This is a genomic window from Mesorhizobium sp. 1B3, assembly GCF_050958605.1.
In the GTDB taxonomy this organism is placed as follows: domain Bacteria; phylum Pseudomonadota; class Alphaproteobacteria; order Rhizobiales; family Rhizobiaceae.
Genome location: NZ_JBJHDO010000008.1, coordinates 21,474 through 41,301, shown reverse-complemented (window position 1 = coordinate 41,301; position 19,828 = coordinate 21,474). Strand labels below are relative to the sequence as shown.

The following is a 19,828-nucleotide window of genomic DNA, read 5'->3' as shown; positions in this document are numbered from 1 at the left end:
GGCGCCTCACGAATTCGCCGTCGCGAGAGCGGCCCGGCCGAACAGGCGCCCCTGCCCCCAGGCCAGCAAGGCATTGACGAGGAGGCCGACAACGCCGATCCACAGGAGATAGGCCAGCATCAGTTCCGGACGCAGCGATTGCTGGGCGATCAGGATGCCGTAGCCCAGGCCGAGCGGATTGGCCGCGATCTCGACGGTCACGGCGACCACCAGGGCAATGCCGGCCGCGAGCCGGAAGGCGACGATGATGCGCGGCAACGCAGCGGGCAGAACGATCTTGAAAACACGCTGGAGGAGCGACAGGCGCAGGGCGCGCGCGACTTCCAGGAGACGTGGCTCGATGCCGGTGATCGCCGACCGCGACAGGATCAGCATAGGCCAGAGGCAGGCAAAGGCGACGATGGCGATTTCCATGCCGTAACCGAAGCCGAGGGCGAGCATGGCAATGGGAATGACGGCGACCGACGGGATGGGGCGCACCGCCTCGATGGTGATCTCCATCAGTCTGTCGAGCGGCTTCACCAGCCCGAGCAGAATGCCGAGCGCAAGGCCGAGGACCGAACCGAGCGCAAGGCCCGCGAAGGCGCCGAACAGCGTGTCGCGCGTCGCCGCCAGCAGGGAGCCGTCCATCAGCGCCTCGGCCAGCGCCACCGCGACGGCGGTCGGCGCGGCAATCGCCTGGCTGGTCGTGCCGGAAATGCGCACGGCCGCTTCCGCGGCGACGAGGAGGGCGACCGGCAGCACGAGTGCTTTCAGGCCCGCTTTCATGCCTCGGCCTTCTCGATGAAGTCGAAAAGACTGCGCCGCAGGCGCAGGAACTCCGGCATCTCACGCGTGCCCAGTTGGTCCCGCGGACGCGGCAGGTCGACCTCCGCCACCGTTCCCAACCGCCCGGGATTGGGCAGGAGGCCAATCACCCTGTCGCCCAGATAGATCGCCTCCTCCAGATCATGGGTGACGAAGAACACGGTGGTACCGGTACCCGCCACGATCGACAGCATCTCGTCCTGCAAGGTCTGGCGCGTCATCGCGTCGAGCGCTCCGAAAGGCTCGTCCATCAGGAGAACGGACGGCTGTTGGGCAAGGCAGCGCGCGATCTGGAGACGCTGCTGCATGCCGCCGGACATCTCAGTCGGATATTTGTCGGCGTGCCCGGGCAGGCCCACCTTGGAAAGCAGGTCGTGGATGCGGCCCTTGCGCTCGCGCGCCGGCAAGCCCGCCGCCTCCAGCGCCAGCGACACGTTTCCGGCTGCCGTACGCCAGGGCAGAAGCGCCTTGCCGTAATCCTGGAACACGATGGCGACGTCGCGCCGCGGCCCGGCGAGCGGCTGGCCGAGCAGGCGGATGGTTCCGCTGTCGGGCCGCACAAGGCCGCCCGCCATGCGCAGCGCCGTGGTCTTGCCACAGCCCGAGGGCCCGATGACGCAGACGATTTCGCCCCGCCCGATCGACAGCGACATGTCCGAGATGACCGGCTTGCCGCCATAGGACAGGCTGACATTGTCGAATTCGATAACCGGATCGGTTCTCATGCGGACTTGTCCGTGCCTGTCTCGCCATAGACGATCACAAGCGTGTGGTTGAGATGATTGGAAAGGCGGCTCACGGCTTCGTCCACATTGCGGGCGATGATGATGTCGGCCAGTTCCTGATGCTCCGTGAGGAACCATGCTGGATCCTGGAAACGGTTCATCATGACGCGGCGATAGCGGTAGGCCTGCAGATAGAGCTCGTCATGGAGGCGCAGCAGCCGCTCCGAACCGCAGGCCGCGAGCAGCGCCCGGTGGAAGGCCTTGTGAAGCTCGTCGAATTCTGCCGTTCCTTCCCGCATGGTTTCGGGATCTCGGTCCAGAGAGCGGCGCAGCCTATGGAGCGCCGCGACGATGCCTGCCTCCCATTCGTCTCCGCCCGTCGCGATCGACCGCCTGAGAGCTTCGACCTCGACCATGGTGCGCACGCGCGTGATGTCCTCGAGATCGGCGCGCGACGTGCTGGCGACACGAAAGCCCTTCTTGCCGACGGCCATGATGAGGCCGCGCGACACGAGCCGCGAAAGACCTTCGCGCAGAGGCGTGGCGCCTATGCCGTAGTGCCCGGACAAGGCATGAATGCCCAACCGCGTGTCCGGCAGCCAGAGGCCAGCCAATATGTCGCGTTCGATGAGGGCGGCGGCGCGTTCGCTGAGCGTATCCGAGGCCGCAGCGGGCGCGGCCTCGGCAAGGTCTTCCGTTTGAATGGATGTCATTTCTGGATAAGATTGGCGGCGTCCGGCTTCAACTGAAGCATGTCCTGCCTGTCCATCACGCCGACCCACCACTCCAGTTGCTCCGCTTCGATCTTGGGATCGGAAACCGAGAGCTTCATCTTGGAAAGCACGTCGAGCGGGATCTTGGTGAAGCGCGAGATCGCGCCCTTGGCCTTTTCCGGATCCGCGTTGACGATCTTGGCGGCTTCGTCGATCGACGCACGGAAAGCTGTGAGTGCTTCCGGGTTGGCGTCAGCCCAGCTACGAGTCGAGGCGTAGAGGATCTGCGGCCGACCATCCGGGATCGATTCCAGATAATAGCCGGCGACCGTGCCCGTGCCGGAGCCGACGATACGCGACAGCATCGGCTCGGCCGTCACCACCGCATCCACCGCGCCGGACTTCAGAACGTCGTTCATGGTCGGAAAGGTGACTTCGACAAAGTTGACCTTCTTCGGATCGACGCCTTTGTCGATGAGCCATTGCGAGAAAAGCACGTGCAGGAACGCGCCTATGCCGGGCGCGCCGACCTTCTTGCCTTCGAAATCCTTGGCGTCCTTGACGGCGCTGCCGGCCGGCGTGACGACCGCAGCCGAATCGACGGTGGATTTCGCGGTGGACGAGGCGCCCGCGACCGCGACAAGGTCAAGCCCGCCGTCGGCGGCCTGGAGGAACACCGACGGCGTCGGACCGCCGATCTGGATGGAATCGGAAAGCAGCGCGGCCGGAATATTCGAATTGAGCCCGATCAACACGAGTTCCGCATCGAGTCCGTTCTTCTTGAAGATGCCATCCTCGAGGGCAACCGCAGCCGAAGCGCAGTCGGTCGTTGCGGTGCAGCCGATGGCGATTTTGGTCTGGGCGAAGGCAGGCGCGCCTGAGAACGCAGCCACCACCAAGGCCGCGCCGAACGCGACCGATCCGAACGACTTCATCTTGTTCTTCCTCCCTGGAAAACGGCTTCCATCAGCCGTGGATTTCAGCTATCGATAAAAACATAGTTTATATACAATCACAAGAGGGAGGCGTCGTGAGGCTCGCGACATACAGGTTAAACACCGGCGAGAGCCGGATCGCTCTGGTCCACGGCGACGACGACAGGCTGTTCGATCTTGCGCTGGCGGCCGAACGCGAAGGCGGCGGCGATCCGGCCTTCCAATCGATGCTCGCGCTGATCGATTCCGGACGCCGCGGCCTCGACCGCGCCGCCGAGCTCTTCTCCTCGCGCGGCGGCGAGCAGGATCTTTCTGTTGCCCTGGGCTCGGTCGAGCTTCTCGCGCCGCTGCCGGAGCCCCGGCAGATGCGCGACGGCATGAGCTTTCCCACGCACATCCGGCAATCGCCGCGCGGCATGCGCCGGCTCCTTGCCAAGGGCGACGCCGCCGCGCTCGCCGCGATCGACGCCGAGCCGCTTGCCGAGCTTGCAGCCGTCTACCGGCAGCTTCCGATCTACTACATCACCAACCGCATGATCGTGCGCGGCCCCGGCGCCACCGTGACCTGGCCACGCTACAGCCAGGTGATGGATTACGAGCTCGAGTTCGGCGTCGTCACGTGGAACACGGCAGCCAATATCCCCGCCTCGCGTGCTGCCGAGCATATTTTCGGCTATACGATCTTCAACGATTTCTCCGCGCGCGATCAGCAGGCCAAGGAGATGCCCGGCTGGCTTGGGCCGGCAAAGGGCAAGAGCTTCGACGGCGCGAATGTGATCGGACCGTGGATCGTGACGCCCGACGAGATCGGCGATCCCTATTCGCTCGCGATGGAAGCGCGGGTCAACGGCGAGGTCTGGTCACAGGGCAAGACCGAGGGCATGCTCTTCAGCTTCGAGGAGATGCTGGCCCACATGTCGCAGGACGAGACGGTCTTCGCCGGCGAATTCATCGGCTCGGGCACGGTCGGCAACGGCTGCGGGCTCGAGCACGGCCGCTTCCTGCAGGACGGGGACGTGATCGAGCTGGAAGTCGAGCGCATCGGCATCCTGAAGAACAAGGTGGTCCGGCAGAAGGCCTGAAGGCGGCCGGCAAAGAGGAGGAGAAACCGTGGCACGACGCATCATCGATCTGTCGATCCCCATCGCCAACGACATACCGGCCGATCCGCCGATCCAGATCCCGGCCATCACCTATATCGACCACAAGCAGAGCATCGGCGATATCGTCAGCTTCTTCCCCGGGCTGAAGGCGGAAGATCTGCCGGACGGCGAAGGCTGGGCGGTGGAGCGGGTGGTGCTGTCCACGCACAACGGCACGCATCTCGACGCGCCATGGCACTATCATTCGACGCAGGATCGCGGCAAACCCGCCATGCGTATCGACGAGGTGCCACTCGAATGGTGCTTCCAACCGGGCGTGAAGCTCGACTTTCGCCACTTCCCCGATGGTTACGTCGTCACCGCCGCCGATGTGGAAGCCGAACTCAAGCGCATCGGCCATGAACTCACGCCGCTCGAAATCGTCGTGGTGAATACGTCAGCCGGCACGCGTTTCGGCCAGCCCAACTACGTCGCCAGCGGCTGCGGCATGGGCTATGAGGCGACCATGTATCTGCTCGACCGGGGCATCAGGGTGACGGGCACGGACGGCTGGAGCTGGGACGCGCCCTTCGTGCATACCGCAAAGAAATATGCCGAAACCGGTGACGCCTCGCTGATCTGGGAAGGCCACAAGGCGGGGCGCCACACCGGCTATTGCCATATCGAGAAGCTGCACCAGCTGGAGGAGCTGCCCTCGACCGGCTTCATGGTGAGCTGCTTCCCGGTGAAGATCGAAAAGGCTTCCGCCGGCTGGACGCGCGCCGTCGCTATCCTGGAGGACTAAGCGGCCATCCCATTCCCGATGCAGGACGCATTGAAGGCTCTGTCTGCGCCGCGTCCTGCATTCGATAATTTTACGACATTTTCGCCGCTGACCGACGCGCTGCAATCGGCCCCTGGCGGGCTCCATAAGCACCGAACGCCGCATGGGGTGCGACATCCTCGCCGACGAACACAGCGTACTATCAAAACGACTCTTGACTGCGTTTGAGCTCGGACTTGCCGACGAGGAACTCAAAGTCGACTCCCAGATGAGCCTGCTGAACCGAGCCGGTGAACATTGCGCCATAGCCACGGTCGAAATGTGGTTCTGCAGGTTTGAGTTCTGCCCGCCTACGAGACAGTTCATCGTCGCCAACGAGGAGGTCGAGACGGCGTCCGGCAACGTCGAGCACGATTTCGTCACCAGTCCGCACCAATGCCAGCGGGCCACCGACGGCAGATTCCGGCGAGACGTGGAGTACCACAGTTCCGTAGGCGGTCCCGCTCATCCGTCCATCCGAAATGCGCACCATATCGGTGACGCCGCGGGCGACGAGCTTGGCTGGGAGAACGAGGTTTCCGACTTCCGGCATTCCTGGATACCCAACGGGCCCGACGGATTTCAGGACAAGAACGGAATTCTCCTCCACGGGCAGGTCCGGATCGTCGATGCGGGCCCGGTAATCGTCGACCGTTTCGAAGACGAGTGCTTTCCCGCGGTGGTTCATCAGTCGCGGCGATGCCGCCGATGGTTTCAGCACTGCGCCTTCGGGCGCGAGATTGCCGCGCAAGACGACAATGCCGCCCTGCTCGGCGACCGGATGTTCAAGCGGCCGGATCACCTCGTCGTTGTAACATTCGGCACCAATCAAACGTTCGCCGATCGTTGCGCCCTCCACGGTCGGCGCAGAGAGGCACAGTCGCGGCGCTATTCGCTTCATCAGCGCGGGTAATCCGCCGGCATAGTAGAAATCTTCCATCAGGAATCGGCCGGACGGCTTCAGGTCGACGAGGCATGGCACCCCCGCACCCAGTCGATCCCAGTCATCCAGCGTCAGCGGCACCCCGAGTCGACCCGCAAGTGCCAACAGGTGGACCACCGCATTGGTCGATCCACCAATGGCCCCGTTGACGACGATTGCATTCTCGAGCGCAGCTCTCGTCAGAATCTTGGAAATCGTAACGCCGCCACGCACGAGCGAAACGATGCAATGGCCTGCCTGTTCCGCCAAACGCCGCCTGCGGGCATCAACAGCGGGAATCGCGCCATTCAACGGCAGTGCGATACCCATCGCCTCGGCAAGCGACGCCATGGTGGAGGCTGTGCCCATCGTCATGCAGGAACCCGCGGAGCGACTCATCGCTGCTTCGGCTTCCTCGTAGTCAGCCTTGCTCAGTCGCCCGGTGCGATATTCCTCGTCGAAGTGGAAAACATCGGTGCCGGAGCCAAGTTCACGTCCGCGGAAACGGCCATTGAGCATCGGGCCGCCGGAAACGAGGATGCTCGGAATATCGCAACTTGCGGCGCCCATCAGCAGAGCGGGCGTGGTCTTGTCGCAGCCTGCCAGGAGTACAACGCCGTCTATCGGGTTGGCACGGATCGTTTCTTCGACTTCCATGCTGGCGAGGTTGCGGAACATCATTGTCGTCGGCCGCATCAGCGGCTCGCCAAGGCTCATGACCGGAAATTCGAGCGGATAGCCGCCGGCCAAAAGCACGCCGCGCTTAACGTATTCGGCCAGTTCGCGCAGATGTCGATTGCATGGATTGAGCTCGGACCAGGTGTTGCAGATACCGATGACAGGCCGACCGTCGAACAGTTCCGGGCCGAACCCCTGGCCGCGCATCCAGCTGCGCGGGATGAACCCGTATTTGCCCTCGCGCCCGAACCACTCTGCGCTGCGAAAAGACTGTTTCATTTTCGGTTTGTCTGGCATGTACTCCGGCCATAACTGGAAAACGGACAAACGACCTGGTCTCTTGTACCTCGCTGCCCCGCGTGTGGGGTCAGGCAATCGCCTTTCTGCGCCTCACGCGATTCCACAACATCATGATCAGCGGGGATATCCAGATGAGGATGGTGATCACCCCGATCGTCCCGGCGATCGGCCTTGAGAAGAACTGCAGGAAGTCTCCCTGCGCCTTGATCATCGAGGTAAGAAAGGTCTCTTCCAGCATCCGTCCAAGTACGATTCCGAGCAAAGCCGGTGCTATCGGGAAACCGTTCTCCTCCATGAACCAGCCGACGATACCGAAAATCAGCATGGTCACTACAGCCGACAGCGTATTGTCCATGGCGAATGCGCCGACGATGCAGAAGATCAGGATCACCGGCATGAGATAGGAGCGCGGCACGTCGAGGATGTAGCGCGACAGCTTGATCGCCGCGTAACCGAGTGGGACCATCAGCAGGTTGGCAATGATGAACGACAGGAAGATACCGTAGATCAGCGTCGGCTGATTGTTGAAGATGGCGGGACCCGGCGTCAGACCTTTCATGAACAGCACGCCGATGACGATCGCGGTCATCGAGTCGCCCGGAATCCCGAGCACTGTCGCCGGCACATAGCTGGCAGAGACGCTCGCATTGTTTGCGGCGCCGGCCGAGATGATGCCTTCCATCCCTTCTTCGTCGAACTCCTTGCGGTTACGCGTGAATTTGCGGGCAAGCGCATAGGAGATCCAGGCTGCGATGTCCGCGCCGGCGCCGGGCAGCGGCCCGGTCACAGTGCCGACCACGATGCCCTGACCGAAGCCGGAGCGATAACGCCACAACTCCGGCATCAGCCCCTTGAAGATGTTGCCGATCTTGTTGGTCGCCATGCTCGGCATCGCCTCGCGTGCCAGCGCGTACCGCAGGATCTCGGCGATCGCGAACATACCGATCAGCGTCGCGACGAGCCCGACGCCGCCATAGAGCGCCGTGCTGCCAAACGTGAAGCGCGGCTGCCCGGTGACGGGGAAAACGCCGACCATCGCAACGAGCAGGCCGAGCAGCAACGAGATCATGCCTTTGATCGGATTGCCCGGCGCGATGAACGCGGCCGACGTCAGGCCAAGGCAGACGAGCCAGAAATATTCGTAACTGCTGATGCTGAGCGCGAACTTCGCCACGGCGGGTGCGAAGAACATCAGGAACAGCGCACCGATCAGACCGCCGACCGCAGAAGTGACGACACAAGCGCCGAGCACGACCTCGCCCTTGCCTCGCATCGTCAATCGATAGGCTGCGTCCGTGTAGGCTGCCGATGAGGGGGTGCCCGGAATACGGAGCAGCGCCGACGGGATGTCGCCGGCGAAGATAGCCATGGCGCTGGCGCTGACGATAGCGGCGATCGCCGGCAGAGCCGGCATGAAGAACGTGACAGGCACGAGAAGCGCCACCGCCATGGTAGCTGTCAGACCCGGAATGGCGCCGACGAACAGCCCAAAGATCGACGACAGCAGCATGACCAGCAGGACGTCCGGCTGCATCAACGCCAGAAAGGCTTCGTAGATCACCTCCATGTAAGGACTCCCGCATAGGATTCGAGCAGCCCCCAGGGCAACGGCACCAGCAGGAAATCCTGGAAGCCGATTTTGACGACGAGGATTGCGACCGCTGCGACGACGAACGAGCCGAGAGGCGCGCGCGTGAACTGCAACAGCGTCGCGAAGGTCACCAGGAAGCCGGCGATGATGAATCCGAGGAAATTCGACAAGAGAATGTAGAAAATCAGAGAGCCGATGACGACGGCGGCGTTTGCGATATGGCGTGGCGAGTTGACCCAGCTTCCCATTTCCAGCAGCGGCGTCGCCGCCCGCTGCTGCCAGCCGGTAAAGGCCAGCGCGATGCCGGCGACGATGAGCACGCCGCCGGCGATCGCCGGGAAGAAACCTCCCCCATAACCGCCGCCGAAGAAAGGCTTGGGCTGCATGGACGCGGCGATCAGCGCGATCACGCCGATTGCGACGACGATCGGCCCCAAAATGACATCGGATACCTTCATGACCTCTCCCCAGAGCCTCCGACGTAGGGCGCGGCGAGCCGCCGCGCCGCCGGTCTCCTCACTGGACGGCGCCGGCCGCCCGCAGGACCGTTTCGGTATCGGCCTCGTGCTGCTTCATCCAATCGAGCAGACCCTGGCGGTCAGCATAGCGCAGACCGAAACCCCGCTCCGACATGTTCTTCTGGAACTGCTCGCTGTCATAGATTTCCTTCGTCGCCGCTTCCAGCTTGTCGACGATCTCCTTCGGCATTCCGGCCGGGCCCGCGACCGCGCGGAACACGCCGCCGGGGGCAGCGTTCGGCACTTGCTCGCTGGCGATCGGTACATCCGGGAACGCCTTCAGACGTTCCGGCGCAAGAACAGCAAGCGGCCGGACTTCCTTCGCGTCGATCAGCGCCGCAGCCTCGGGCAGCGATGCGGTAAGCAGATCGACGCCGCCCGCGACCAGCTCCTGCAGGCCGGCGGCCGCGCCGGCGCTCGGCACCCAACGCAACACCTTGATGTCGATACCGTTATCGATCAGCACCTTGGAGAAAGCGCTGCTCCAGCTGCTGGGACAGACGGCGCCGCAGCCAATTGCCAGCGACTGAGGATCGGCCTTCAGCTTCTCGACCACGTCGGCAACCGACTTCAGTTCGCTGTTTTCCTTCACGTGGATGGCCGCGTAATCGAAATTGTACTGGGCGATCGGAGTATAGGAATCGCTGGACAGATTGCCCATTCCAAGCAGACGGAACGGCGCATAGTTGAACAGAATGCCGATCGTATAGCCATCAGGCGTCGCATTGGCCAGTTCGGTGATGCCGGGAATGCCGCCGCCTTCGGCGCGGTTCACGATGTTGAACGGCTTGCCGAACTTCTGTTCGAAATCGGCCGCCAGCCAGCGTGCCGTCGCATCCGTTCCGCCACCTGCGCCCGCCGCCACGATGACGGTGACGGGGCGGTTCGGCCAATCGTCGGCGAATGCCGCAAACGATGCCATTCCGCTCGCCAGAATGCCTGCAACCGCCATCTTCAGAAGATTCTTCATTTGATTGCTCCCACTCAAAATTGGCTATGTTTGGATATTCGCCTCAGACGGCCAGCGGCTTGTGCCACCAGTGCTCGAAGGGATTGGAGTGCAGGATCGCGTCGATCGTTTCCTGAGAAATTTTGGGCAGCGGCGTGCCATCGACGAGGCGATTGATATTGCGCAATCCCTCAATCGATTCGTCGACCTGTGCGAACGGAAAATCCGTGCCCCAGAAGATCTTGTTTCGGTCGGTTATCAGGTATTCCTGCGCCGAAACCAGCGCCTGATAGAATTGCCAAGGGCGATAGCAAAGCGCCGAGACCTCGGCATAGACGTTCGGTCGCTTGCGGGCGACGACGATGCATTCGTCCATCCACGGATGACCCATATGGGCCATGATCATCTTGAGGTCGGGGTAGCGTTGCGCGACCGCGTCGACATGCAGCGGACGACCGGCGTCAAGCAGCGTATCCCGCGCGAAAGTCGTGCCCATATGCATGGTCAGCGGCACATCGTTCTTCTGACAATAGGCGTAGACAGGGTCGAGGCGCGGATCGTCCAGCGGGACGCTGTTGTAGATTGGGCCGAACTTGACGCCCTTCAGCTTCAGCGTGCCAATGGCGTGATCGAGCAGCTCCATATAGTCTGGACGTCGCGGATCGACGCAGGCGAAGCCCACGAACTTGTCGGGATATTTGGCGACGGCCGCCGCGGTCACTTCGTCGTTGCCGTCGACGCCCACCGAATCTTTATAGCGCAGCGAGAAGATGATCGCCTTGTCGACGTTCTTCATTGCCGCGTGGATCGTGTCGGCGTCAGCGGCCATCGGAACGCCCCCGGGCCGCGCGCTGCTCGTCAGGTCAACCTCGGGCGGGGTGAACTGGTCTGCATTGAAGATGTTCACATGGCAGTCGACGATCATCGAATAGGCTCCGTTCAAGCGTCTGGATAGGTGCGGGCGCTACGGTCGTCTCGACGCGCGACATTTCGATAGGCGAGGCTGCGCCTACATCCAAAGCCTTCTCCTCCACGGTCAGACAGCGCGATCGATGCCATATTGCCTCCCCTATGATTTAACGATACACCGATCTTGCGGCTTGTCAAATGCGGAGGAGGCCGGAACTTGGCATCGCTGGCGAAGGCCGGAGAATTACTGGCGCGGGCTTGTGGATTTCCCCAGCTGAAACTCGATCGGAAGGATAATCTCGCGCTCGCGAAATTGGCCCGTCTGCAGCCTGTCGATCAGCTCGCGCGCGGCCCGTTCGCCAAGCGCATGCGCGGCCGAACGAACCGTGGTCAATACGGGATCGACATAGCGCCACATCTCGAATGCATTGAAGCCGGTAACCTGGACGTCTCGTGGGACGTCGAGCCCGGCTGCGCTGCAGGCTTTCATCGCGGCGATAGCCATCTGGTCGTTGCCGCCAATGATCGCATCGGGCGTCGGCAAGGTTCTGAGCGCCTCCAGAGTGGCGTTGTACGTGACGCTGAAACTCTCGTCGCCACATTCCACGATGTTGAGCGCCGGCGCGCCGGCGAGCGCAAATTCGGATGCCGCGCCATCCATACGCGCACGCATCGCCGCCCACTCCACCTGCGGCAGCAGAACCCAGCAATTGCGGGCTCCGTTCCGCAGCAGGTGCCGCGCGATCTGTCGGCCGCCGTCGAAATCGTCCTGTCGGATGATGGCGCTGTCTTTGTTCGCAGGCAGCCTGTCCTCCTGCAGCAGCACGAGCGGCACGCGCAGCGCCGACAGTTCGCGTACGAACCAGTCCCGCTGCACACGCTCGCCCGACAGGATCGCCACCATTCCGTCCGCGTCGATATCCTGAAACAGGTTCGTCGTGCGGAAGTCCGACGGTTTCATGCCCCGCAGGATCAGGCTGTATGCATGCGCCGTGAGGTAATTCGTCAGACCTGTCACCTGCGCGGTGATGAACGGATCGCTCAGGAAGTCCGGATCCTCGACCACGATCAGCATGCCGATTGTCCACTGCTGGGACAATCGCAGCCGGCGCGCCGCGACAGACGGCCGGTAACCCAGCCGCTTCACCACCTCGCGGATATGGGTCGCCGTTGCATCCGAAATGCGCCCGCGTCCGTTCAAAACATTCGACACCGACATCGCCGAGACGCCCGCTTCACGCGCCACATCCTTGATCGTGACAGTGCGATTGGGCTGCGGCCCTTCCTTCTTCACCAGATCTCCAACTCCCAGCTTCATTGCGGCGACGCAGACCGAGCGGCCCTCTCAGCAGGTAAACAATCATGAGCGATACGACAATCACCAAGGTCCACTGCCATCTCCTGACCCAGGATATCAGCAAGACCGGCATCAAGTGGGCCGGCGGCAATATGCGTTACTGGAACACGGCGTTGATCGAGGTAACGACTGCGTCCGGCTTGCGCGGGTTTGGGGAGGCCTACTATCCCGGCCTCAGCGCGCCGGTGGCTACGCGGGCGTTGGTCGAAAACTACGCGCCGCTGCTCCTCGACGAGGACGCCACGCAGGCAACGAAACTGTTCAACAGGCTGCGTTCGAAATCGCTCGCCTGGGGCAAGGCTGGCCTACCACTCATGGTCGCCGGCTCGATCGAGGTTGCACTCTGGGACATCAAGGCGCAGGCATTGGGCGTGCCGCTCTACGAACTCCTCGGCGGCAAAGCGCATGATGCGATCACTGTGTATGCAAGCGGCGGCAATGACGCCCCGCGCGATCGACTGGTCGCCGAGATGGAGAACTATCTCAAGCTCGGTTTCCGCGCCGTCAAGATCCGCATTGGGCGTTCGATCGCGGAGGACGTCGAGAAGGTGCGCCTATGCCGCGATGTGCTCGGCCCCAACGTCGAGCTGATGGTCGACGCGGTCATGGGGCACAATCCGCGGCCGTTCTCGGCCAAGGAAGCGCTTGCCCACATCGACGCGATCGAGAAGTTTGACATCACGTGGTTCGAGGACCCGGTTGGCAATCGCGACTATGAAGGTTGCGCCTTCGTCCGCCAGCACAGCGCCATCCCCGTCGCCGCCGGCGAGACCGCTGTCGGCGTGCACGAATTCCTGCCCTTCTTTGAGCATGGCGCGCTCGATTGGGTTCAGCCCGACCCGACCCATTCGGGCGGCATTTCGGAATGTCTGGAGATCGCGGCGATCGCACGCGCACACGGGGTCCGCGTGATCTATCATTCCTGGGGAATGGCCCCCTGCCTCGCCGCCAACTACAGTCTGGCGTTCGCCGATCCGCACGCGCGCTATCTCGAATATCCGACGCATGGCCTTCCACTGGTGGAGGAACTCGCCGGGACACCGTTCAAGCTCGTGGACGGCACGTTCACCGCGCCGACGGCGCCTGGCCTCGGGGTCAACCTGACCGACGAACTGCTGGCCAAATACGCCTTCGTTGAAGGCAGCACCTTTTGGCCCTGAACCCTGTTCGAACATAAACCGCGAGGATAGAGAACGCCATGAGCATTCATTTGCTGCAAACCTTTGCGATGCCCGAAACCACCGAGAAGGCGCTGGCCGAACGATTTGTCGTGCACAAGCTGCACACCGCCAAGGATCGCGACAGGCTGATTGCCGAGGTCGGCGGCTCGATCCGGGCGATCGCCGGCATCGGCGTGCCGCGCGATTTGATGAGCCGGCTGCCGGCGCTTGAGATCATCGCCAATTTTGGCGTTGGCTACGATGCCATCGACATTCCGTTGGCGGCCGAGCGCCAGATCATGGTCACCAACACGCCCGATGTTCTGAGCGATGCCGTGGCCGAACTTGCCATCGGCCTGATGATCTCGTTCGCGCGTCGCCTGCCGCAGGCGGACCGCTTCGTCCGCGACGGACGCTGGGCCGACAGCAGCCTGCCAGTCTATCGCGAGCTTTCGGGAGGCACGGTCGGGATCGTCGGCCTTGGCCGCATCGGCAGGGAGATAGCAAGCCGCGCACAGGCGATGAAGATGCGCGTCGTCTATCACGGGCGGCGCGAGCAGCCTCGCCAGCCCTACCTGTATTACGCCGATTTGGGCGCTATGGCGCGCGACGTCGACTGGCTCGTCGCCATCACGTCAGGCGGCAAGGACACGGCCGGCCTCGTCAGCCGGGACGTGCTCGAGGCGCTCGGACCCGACGGCGTCTTCGTCAATGTCGCGCGCGGGTCGGTCGTCGATGAGGAGGCGATGATCGAGCTTCTCACGAACGGTAAGCTCGGTGGCGCGGCGCTTGATGTCTTCGCCAACGAGCCCATTGTTCCCGAGGCGCTGCGCAATCTCGACAACGTCGTGCTGTCGCCGCATCAGGGCTCCGCAACGAGAGAGGCGCGTGACGCCATGGGCGCTCTGGTGCTCGCCAACCTCGACGCGCACTTTGCCGGCAAGCCTTTGCTCACACGGGTGGCATGAATCGCCGAAACATTGCGATTCGCCCATTGACTTAACGTTAAATCTTGCCCAACTTCGCTACACCGTCAAGATTTCGGGCAGCGTCGGCCAGCGAGCTGGCCGCACCGGAGCTTGGCGCAACTCGCAAGCAGAAAGACGAGAACATGCCGGAAAATCTGACCACCCAGGTAGAGCGACAGCGCCAGTACATCGCGGGAGGCACGATGTCGCTCAACCGCGCCATCAACCCGTCGAAGCTTTTCGTTCGCGCCGAGGGCGCCTATCTTTATGACGCCGACGGAAAGCAATACATCGACTACCATGCCGGCTTCGCCCCCTACCTCTTCGGCCATGGCGACAAGGAGATCGACGACGCTGTGATCGACGCGATCCGGTCCGGCGCGTCGCTGATCGGCGCCGGCACGATGCCGTGGGAAGCCGAGATCGCCGAGCTGATCACCGGATGCGTGCCCGGCATCGAACAGCTTCAGCTGACCAGCACTGGTTCGGAAGCGGTCGGTTACGCGCTGCGTCTGGCGCGCGCCCACACCGGCCGCGACGTCGTCGTTGTCATGCAGGGCGGCTATAATGGCTGCTTCGACTATGTCAGCTACAATTTGATGGACCCGGCCTCCTTCGTCGAGCCGCATCGTCCCGGTGAAGAATATCCGCTCAGCGTCACAACGGCCGGTGTGCCGAAGGTGATCGACCAGATCGTCCGCGCGATTGAATACAACGACCTCGAGGCCGCGGAACGGACGCTTGCCAAAGGAGACGTCGCGGCGATCATCCTGGAGCCGATCCTGCAGAACATCGGCATCGTCAAGCCGCTTCCGGGCTATCTCGAAGGACTGCGCGCGCTCTGCGACAAATACGGCACGGTGCTCATCTTCGACGAGGTCAAGACCGGCTTTCGACATGCGCTCGGCGGCTATCAGTCGCTGTCCGGCGTCACGCCGGATCTGTGCACCTTCGGCAAGGCAGTGGCCAACGGCTACCCGATGGGTGTCGTCGGCGGCAAACGCGAGATCATGAGCCTGTGCGCTCATCCCTCGCCTGCCAAGCGCGTCGTCATCGCCGGCACCTATAACGGCCATCCGGTAAACGTCGCCGCGGCCAAGGCCTGCCTGACGCGGTTGAAGACGCGCGAGAAGGAAGTCTATGGCGAGCTGGAACGTCTCGGCGCGCGGCTGGAGGCCGGGCTCAATGAGGTCTTCGCCAAACGCAACTACCCGACGACGATCGTCCGCCAGGGCTCGGCCTTCGCCGTCTATTTCATGGATCACGCCCCCGTCAGCTGGCGCGATGTCGTGCTCAATCACGACGCCGAGCGCGACATCAATTTCCGCCGCGCGCTGATCGAGAAAGGCGTGTTCCAGTTCCCGGTCATCACCAAGCAGGGCTCGATCTCCCTCGCCCATACCGACGCCGACATCGACCGCACGATCGAGCTGGCCGAGACGGTTGTCTCGACTCTGAACTGACGTTTATCCGGAGAATCGCGCCGCCCTGTCTCCGGCACGGGCGGCGCGACCGATGCCTGCGCCGGGAAACCGGCGCCGTACCACTTCCAGGAGAAGAACATGAAGCTCTTGCGCCATGGCGCCAGCGGCGCTGAACGCCCCGGCCTGCTCGATGCCGAGGGAAACATCCGCGACCTCACCGGCCATCTGGCCGATCTGGCTGGCGACGCGCTGTCCGACGCCAGCCTCTCGCGTCTCGCCGCCATTGACCCGTCGAGCCTCCCGTTGGTCGACAAGTCGACCCGCATTGGCCCCTGCGTCGGCAATGTCGGCAAGTTCATATGCATTGGCCTGAACTACTCGGATCACGCTGCCGAAACCGGCGCGACCGTTCCGCCGGAACCGATCGTCTTCATGAAGGCGACGTCGGCGATCTGCGGCCCAAATGACGATGTGCGCATACCGCGCGGGTCGCAGAAGACCGACTGGGAGGTCGAGCTCGGCGTCGTGATTGGCAAGACCGCGAAGAATGTCAGCGAGGCCGACGCGCTCAGCCATGTCGCCGGCTATTGCGTCGTCAACGACGTCTCGGAGCGAGCTTATCAGAGCGAACGCTCCGGTCAGTGGACCAAGGGCAAGAGCTGCGACACGTTCGGCCCGATCGGCCCTTGGCTGGTGACGCGCGACGAGGTTGCCGATCCCCAGAGTCTGGCCATGAAGCTTTCCGTCAATGGCAAGACGATGCAGGACGGTTCGAGCCGGACGATGGTCTATCAGGTGGCCTTCCTCATCTCCTACCTGTCGCAATTCATGTCGTTGCTGCCGGGCGACGTCATCGCGACCGGCACGCCGCCCGGCGTCGGCATGGGCATGAAGCCGCAGCGCTACCTTCGCGATGGCGACCTGGTCGAACTCTCTATCGCCGGCCTCGGTAGCCAGAAGCAGCGTTTCGTGGCCGACGCCTGACAGGTCACGAGCGCAAAGAGGGGGGCTCCGCGTTGCGGAGCCTGCTTCTTCCCTGCAGCGAGAGTTCTTTCAGCTTCAGCGCACGCTGCCGTATTTCGGCCGTCGAGCGCCAGATCCGCTGACGATCGGCGGTGAAACCGGCGATCAGCACATCAAAAAACCGGCACCGGATGGGCTGCAGCTCTCTCGCCCAACCCCAGGCGGTGCCATCAACCGGGCCGCTGCCGGGCTACGCGATCGCCTCAGTCCAGCCCGAGCAGCTTCAGGCTGTCTCGGTGGATGATCTCCTCGATCTTGTCGAGCGGCACGCGCGGCATGCGGGTGCCCTCCACGATGTCATTGACGCGGCGCAGCCCCTCCATCGTCTCGGTCGGCGTGGTCACCGGATAGTCCGATCCAAAAAGGACCTTATCGAGAATGTTCCACTCGGTTGCCCGGATCATCGCCTCGTAGTGGGTGAACGGCCGATAGAACTGGCCGGAAATGTCGGTGTAGACGTTGGCGTGCTTGCGCGCCACGACAACGGCGTCGGCCGTCCACGGATGGCCCATATGCGCCATGATGATCTTCAGGTCAGGATAACGGCTTGCGATCTCGTCGATGGTGAGCGGGTGCGCCGCAGGGATCGGAGCCGACTTCACCGCCGATGTGCCAGTGTGAAACATGATCGGCAGCCGATGCCGTTCGGCATATTGGTAGACGGCAAGCGCTCGTCGATCGAGCGGATCATAGGCCTGGTAATTGGCGCCGAGTTTCACCCCGCGCAGACCGAGATCGACGCGGCTGCGCTCCATCTCGTCCATTGCCTCGACGTCGTAAGGATGCACGCACATAAAGCCAATCAGCTCGTCAGGATAGGCCTGCACGAATTTTGCCGTGAAGTCGTTCGCCTTGTCGGCGACATCGCCGTGGTCGCGTGGCCCATTGCTGCCGCCGACGCGCTCGCCCGGCTCCCATGCGATGCCGAATACGATCGATTTGTCGACGACCGATTGCGACTCGCGATATTCGGCCCACGTGAAGTTCGAATTACGCGTCGCATCGGGCCGCCACGTGCTGTTGACGGTGCGCTGTTCAGGAGGAATCTTATCCAAGAACTGAGGCGTGTGCGTGTGGATATCGATGATCATGATTCCTCCCGGCATTGAGAACAACGAAAGGCACCGTCTACGCGAATCCGGCACAGGGCGATCGGCGTAGCTTTGCCCCCCGAGGGGTAGAAAATTGTCAGGACAAAACTCAACACTGCATGCTGAATTTCATCATGCAGCGCAGGTTTAACGTTAATCTAACTCCTGTCAACATGGTTGGAAAGGCTATCCCTCACCCGGGCAGTGAGGGACGGGCCGGCCGGTCAAGGCCTCAGTCCTCGCGCCTCATGTAAGCGAAACGGCTGAAATCGGCCGACTTGCCCGCGCCGCTCGTGTCGAAGGCGGCCATGCCGACAAAGGCCCCGGTGAAGGAGCCATGCTCGCCGCGACCGCCTTCGTCGGAAATGACGCTGGCGTCGAGTTCCGGTCCCACCTTTGTCCAGACACCACCATCGCGGTACCAGAATTGCAGCGTCGCGCCATCGACCTCGGCCGCCAGGCCGATCGGGCCATCGGCACTGAGCGGGAGCGGATCGGCGAGCGGAAAACGCAGCCTGCCGTCCGGCCAGTCGCCGGGACATGACAGGATGGTGAGAACGCGCCCATGCCTGGCGTCGTGGGTAACGCCGAGGAAATGGAACTTGTGGCGGTTGTAATAGTGGGTCAGGCCGGCAGCCTGCTGGAAGTGCTCGGGCGTGAAGGCCAGCTCCGTTTCAGCGCGGAACACGAAATGTTGCTGCCGGCGGGCGACGAGCGCCTGCTCGTACCAGCTGCCGATCGATTCGCGTCCGAAAAGGCGCAGAACTCCAGGCCTTTCCTCGAGCGAGAAAAGCCGTTCCGGATGGGGCGTTCGCAGCCACTGGAAATCGAGCGGCAGGTCAGGGCCGTTGAAATCGTAGGAGATCGACTCCGGCTCTGCTCGCTGCGTGGTCGCAACAGGTGAGGGAACCTCGATCTGCGGCACCGGGCCGCCTTGCGCCAGCCTCAGCCAGCCGTCCTCGCCCCAAACGCATTTCTGTATCGCCGTTTCACGACCGAGCGGAGAGCGCCGCAGGCCGGGCAAGGGACGCGAGCACAAATGCGTATGATAGAAGTCGCCGTCCGGCGTCTCGACGATCTGGCCGTGGCCGGCGCGCTGCAGGACCGCAGTTGGAGCGTCCTTCGATGTGATGACGTGGATTTCGGGATGCAGTTCATAGGGCCCGTCGATGCGACGGGAGCGCGCCATCGTCACGGCATGATCGTAGCCAGTCCCGCCTTCGGCGGTGGTGAGATAATACCATCCGTCGCGTTTGAAGAGATGCGGCCCTTCGACCAGCCCATGCGGGCTCCCGGCGAAGATGTTCTTCACGGGACCCACGAGTTTCCTCGCTTCCGGATCGTATTCCTGGAGAAGGATGCCGGCGAAGGACGGATGCTTCGGACTGCCGCCGATGCCAGTCGAAACATGGTTCCAGACCATGTTCAGGAACCATTTCCGGCCGTCCTCGTCGTGGAACAGCGAGGGATCGAAGCCGCTCGAATTGACGTGAACCGGATCCGACCATGGCCCTTCGATGGCAGGCGCGGTCACGATGTAGTTGTGCGCGTCCTTGAAGTTGCCATCGAGCCGCTTGACGTCCGTGTAGACCAGCCAGAACAGGCCGTCGGCAAAGGACAGGCACGGCGCCCATACACCCCCTGAATCGGGATTGCCCCTCATGTCGAGCTGAGCGGCGCGGTCGAGCGGCCGCTTGGCGAGCCGCCAGTTCACCAGGTCGGTGGAATGGTGGATCTGAACGCCGGGATACCATTCGAAGGTCGAAGTGGCGATGTAGTAGTCCGACCCTACCCGACAGATCGACGGGTCGGGATTGAAGCCGGGCAGGATCGGGTTCTGGATCATGGATTCG

Annotated in this window: 18 protein-coding genes and 1 pseudogene; 6 read left to right on the top strand and 13 right to left on the bottom strand. The window is 62.9% G+C overall.

The window, feature by feature from the left end; genetic code table 11:
• Window positions 1-6: 6 nt before the first annotated feature.
• From ACCO56_RS20985 to ACCO56_RS20970, 4 genes are read right to left on the bottom strand one after another with little or no spacing between them, the layout of a single operon-like run.
• Window positions 7-768, bottom strand: a complete 762-nt coding sequence (locus ACCO56_RS20985) for an ABC transporter permease (protein ID WP_433642799.1) — start codon at window positions 766-768, stop codon at window positions 7-9.
• The gene (locus ACCO56_RS20980) at window positions 765-1,532 is read right to left on the bottom strand and encodes an ABC transporter ATP-binding protein (RefSeq protein WP_433642798.1); all 768 of its coding nucleotides are present in this window, start codon (window positions 1,530-1,532) and stop codon (window positions 765-767) included. The genes ACCO56_RS20985 and ACCO56_RS20980 overlap by 4 nt, the downstream gene beginning before the upstream one ends.
• The gene (locus ACCO56_RS20975; RefSeq protein ID WP_433642797.1) at window positions 1,529-2,245 is read right to left on the bottom strand and encodes a GntR family transcriptional regulator; all 717 of its coding nucleotides are present in this window, start codon (window positions 2,243-2,245) and stop codon (window positions 1,529-1,531) included. The genes ACCO56_RS20980 and ACCO56_RS20975 overlap by 4 nt, the downstream gene beginning before the upstream one ends.
• A complete protein-coding gene (locus ACCO56_RS20970; protein ID WP_433642796.1) occupies window positions 2,242-3,180 on the bottom strand; it encodes an ABC transporter substrate-binding protein in 939 nt (312 codons plus the stop codon). Before ACCO56_RS20970 ends, ACCO56_RS20975 begins: the two co-directional genes overlap by 4 nt.
• 95 nt (window positions 3,181-3,275) lie before the next feature.
• On the opposite strand from ACCO56_RS20970, the gene ACCO56_RS20965 reads away from it, so the two are divergent.
• A complete protein-coding gene (locus tag ACCO56_RS20965) occupies window positions 3,276-4,262 on the top strand; it encodes a fumarylacetoacetate hydrolase family protein (protein WP_433642795.1) in 987 nt (328 codons plus the stop codon).
• Window positions 4,263-4,290: 28 nt separating this feature from the next.
• Complete coding sequence (locus ACCO56_RS20960; RefSeq protein ID WP_433642794.1) at window positions 4,291-5,067, top strand: cyclase family protein; 777 nt, start codon at window positions 4,291-4,293, stop codon at window positions 5,065-5,067.
• A gap of 181 nt (window positions 5,068-5,248) precedes the next feature.
• Here ACCO56_RS20960 and ACCO56_RS20955 read toward each other — a convergent pair whose 3' ends face one another.
• The 7 genes and pseudogenes from ACCO56_RS20955 to ACCO56_RS20925 form a co-directional block, all read right to left on the bottom strand.
• Window positions 5,249-6,982, bottom strand: a complete 1,734-nt coding sequence (locus ACCO56_RS20955) for an IlvD/Edd family dehydratase (RefSeq protein ID WP_433643035.1) — start codon at window positions 6,980-6,982, stop codon at window positions 5,249-5,251.
• Window positions 6,983-7,052: 70 nt separating this feature from the next.
• Window positions 7,053-8,552 carry a tripartite tricarboxylate transporter permease gene (locus tag ACCO56_RS20950; RefSeq protein ID WP_433642793.1) on the bottom strand — a complete coding sequence of 500 codons (1,500 nt, stop codon included), beginning with the start codon at window positions 8,550-8,552 and terminating at the stop codon, window positions 7,053-7,055.
• Window positions 8,543-9,034, bottom strand: coding sequence for a tripartite tricarboxylate transporter TctB family protein (locus ACCO56_RS20945; RefSeq protein WP_433642792.1), 492 nt, complete (start codon window positions 9,032-9,034; stop codon window positions 8,543-8,545). The genes ACCO56_RS20950 and ACCO56_RS20945 overlap by 10 nt, the downstream gene beginning before the upstream one ends.
• Window positions 9,035-9,092: 58 nt before the next feature.
• Window positions 9,093-10,064, bottom strand: coding sequence for a Bug family tripartite tricarboxylate transporter substrate binding protein (locus ACCO56_RS20940; protein WP_433642791.1), 972 nt, complete (start codon window positions 10,062-10,064; stop codon window positions 9,093-9,095).
• A gap of 43 nt (window positions 10,065-10,107) precedes the next feature.
• Window positions 10,108-10,968 (bottom strand): amidohydrolase family protein, encoded by an 861-nt coding sequence (locus tag ACCO56_RS20935; RefSeq protein ID WP_433642790.1) that lies wholly within the window; start codon window positions 10,966-10,968, stop codon window positions 10,108-10,110.
• Between the two features lie 228 nt (window positions 10,969-11,196).
• Window positions 11,197-12,027 carry a LacI family DNA-binding transcriptional regulator gene (locus tag ACCO56_RS20930; protein ID WP_433643034.1) on the bottom strand — a complete coding sequence of 277 codons (831 nt, stop codon included), beginning with the start codon at window positions 12,025-12,027 and terminating at the stop codon, window positions 11,197-11,199.
• 57 nt (window positions 12,028-12,084) lie between these two features.
• Window positions 12,085-12,270: pseudogene (locus ACCO56_RS20925) on the bottom strand (LacI family DNA-binding transcriptional regulator); the annotation flags it as partial.
• 44 nt (window positions 12,271-12,314) lie between these two features.
• Here ACCO56_RS20925 and ACCO56_RS20920 point away from each other — a divergent pair.
• The 4 genes from ACCO56_RS20920 to ACCO56_RS20905 all read left to right on the top strand — a co-directional run bounded on the left by ACCO56_RS20920 (window position 12,315) and on the right by ACCO56_RS20905 (window position 16,845).
• A complete protein-coding gene (locus tag ACCO56_RS20920) occupies window positions 12,315-13,469 on the top strand; it encodes a mandelate racemase/muconate lactonizing enzyme family protein (RefSeq protein ID WP_433642789.1) in 1,155 nt (384 codons plus the stop codon).
• Window positions 13,470-13,507: 38 nt separating this feature from the next.
• Entirely contained in the window at window positions 13,508-14,437 is a 930-nt protein-coding gene (locus ACCO56_RS20915; protein WP_433642788.1) for a 2-hydroxyacid dehydrogenase, read from the top strand.
• 143 nt (window positions 14,438-14,580) lie between these two features.
• Entirely contained in the window at window positions 14,581-15,900 is a 1,320-nt protein-coding gene (locus tag ACCO56_RS20910; RefSeq protein WP_433642787.1) for an aspartate aminotransferase family protein, read from the top strand.
• A 99-nt stretch (window positions 15,901-15,999) separates the two neighbouring features.
• Window positions 16,000-16,845: a fumarylacetoacetate hydrolase family protein gene (locus tag ACCO56_RS20905; RefSeq protein WP_433642786.1), complete on the top strand. Its 846-nt coding sequence runs from the start codon at window positions 16,000-16,002 to the stop codon at window positions 16,843-16,845.
• Window positions 16,846-17,087: 242 nt separating this feature from the next.
• Here ACCO56_RS20905 and ACCO56_RS20900 read toward each other — a convergent pair whose 3' ends face one another.
• Both ACCO56_RS20900 and ACCO56_RS20895 read right to left on the bottom strand, forming a co-directional pair.
• Window positions 17,088-17,975 carry an amidohydrolase family protein gene (locus ACCO56_RS20900; RefSeq protein ID WP_433642785.1) on the bottom strand — a complete coding sequence of 296 codons (888 nt, stop codon included), beginning with the start codon at window positions 17,973-17,975 and terminating at the stop codon, window positions 17,088-17,090.
• Window positions 17,976-18,207: 232 nt separating this feature from the next.
• Window positions 18,208-19,821, bottom strand: a complete 1,614-nt coding sequence (locus tag ACCO56_RS20895) for a glycoside hydrolase family 43 protein (RefSeq protein WP_433642784.1) — start codon at window positions 19,819-19,821, stop codon at window positions 18,208-18,210.
• Window positions 19,822-19,828: the final 7 nt, after the last annotated feature.

Coding starts and splice junctions, on each gene's coding strand:
- ACCO56_RS20985 (WP_433642799.1), bottom strand. CDS start 768: ATGAAAGCGGGCCTGAAAGCACTCGTGCTGCCGGTCGCCCTCCTCGTC.
- ACCO56_RS20980 (WP_433642798.1), bottom strand. CDS start 1,532: ATGAGAACCGATCCGGTTATCGAATTCGACAATGTCAGCCTGTCCTAT.
- ACCO56_RS20975 (WP_433642797.1), bottom strand. CDS start 2,245: ATGACATCCATTCAAACGGAAGACCTTGCCGAGGCCGCGCCCGCTGCG.
- ACCO56_RS20970 (WP_433642796.1), bottom strand. CDS start 3,180: ATGAAGTCGTTCGGATCGGTCGCGTTCGGCGCGGCCTTGGTGGTGGCT.
- ACCO56_RS20955 (WP_433643035.1), bottom strand. CDS start 6,982: ATGCCAGACAAACCGAAAATGAAACAGTCTTTTCGCAGCGCAGAGTGG.
- ACCO56_RS20950 (WP_433642793.1), bottom strand. CDS start 8,552: ATGGAGGTGATCTACGAAGCCTTTCTGGCGTTGATGCAGCCGGACGTC.
- ACCO56_RS20945 (WP_433642792.1), bottom strand. CDS start 9,034: ATGAAGGTATCCGATGTCATTTTGGGGCCGATCGTCGTCGCAATCGGC.
- ACCO56_RS20940 (WP_433642791.1), bottom strand. CDS start 10,064: ATGAAGAATCTTCTGAAGATGGCGGTTGCAGGCATTCTGGCGAGCGGA.
- ACCO56_RS20935 (WP_433642790.1), bottom strand. CDS start 10,968: ATGATCGTCGACTGCCATGTGAACATCTTCAATGCAGACCAGTTCACC.
- ACCO56_RS20930 (WP_433643034.1), bottom strand. CDS start 12,027: ATGCTGATCGTGGTCGAGGATCCGGACTTCCTGAGCGATCCGTTCATC.
- ACCO56_RS20920 (WP_433642789.1), top strand. CDS start 12,315: ATGAGCGATACGACAATCACCAAGGTCCACTGCCATCTCCTGACCCAG.
- ACCO56_RS20915 (WP_433642788.1), top strand. CDS start 13,508: ATGAGCATTCATTTGCTGCAAACCTTTGCGATGCCCGAAACCACCGAG.
- ACCO56_RS20910 (WP_433642787.1), top strand. CDS start 14,581: ATGCCGGAAAATCTGACCACCCAGGTAGAGCGACAGCGCCAGTACATC.
- ACCO56_RS20905 (WP_433642786.1), top strand. CDS start 16,000: ATGAAGCTCTTGCGCCATGGCGCCAGCGGCGCTGAACGCCCCGGCCTG.
- ACCO56_RS20900 (WP_433642785.1), bottom strand. CDS start 17,975: ATGATCATCGATATCCACACGCACACGCCTCAGTTCTTGGATAAGATT.
- ACCO56_RS20895 (WP_433642784.1), bottom strand. CDS start 19,821: ATGATCCAGAACCCGATCCTGCCCGGCTTCAATCCCGACCCGTCGATC.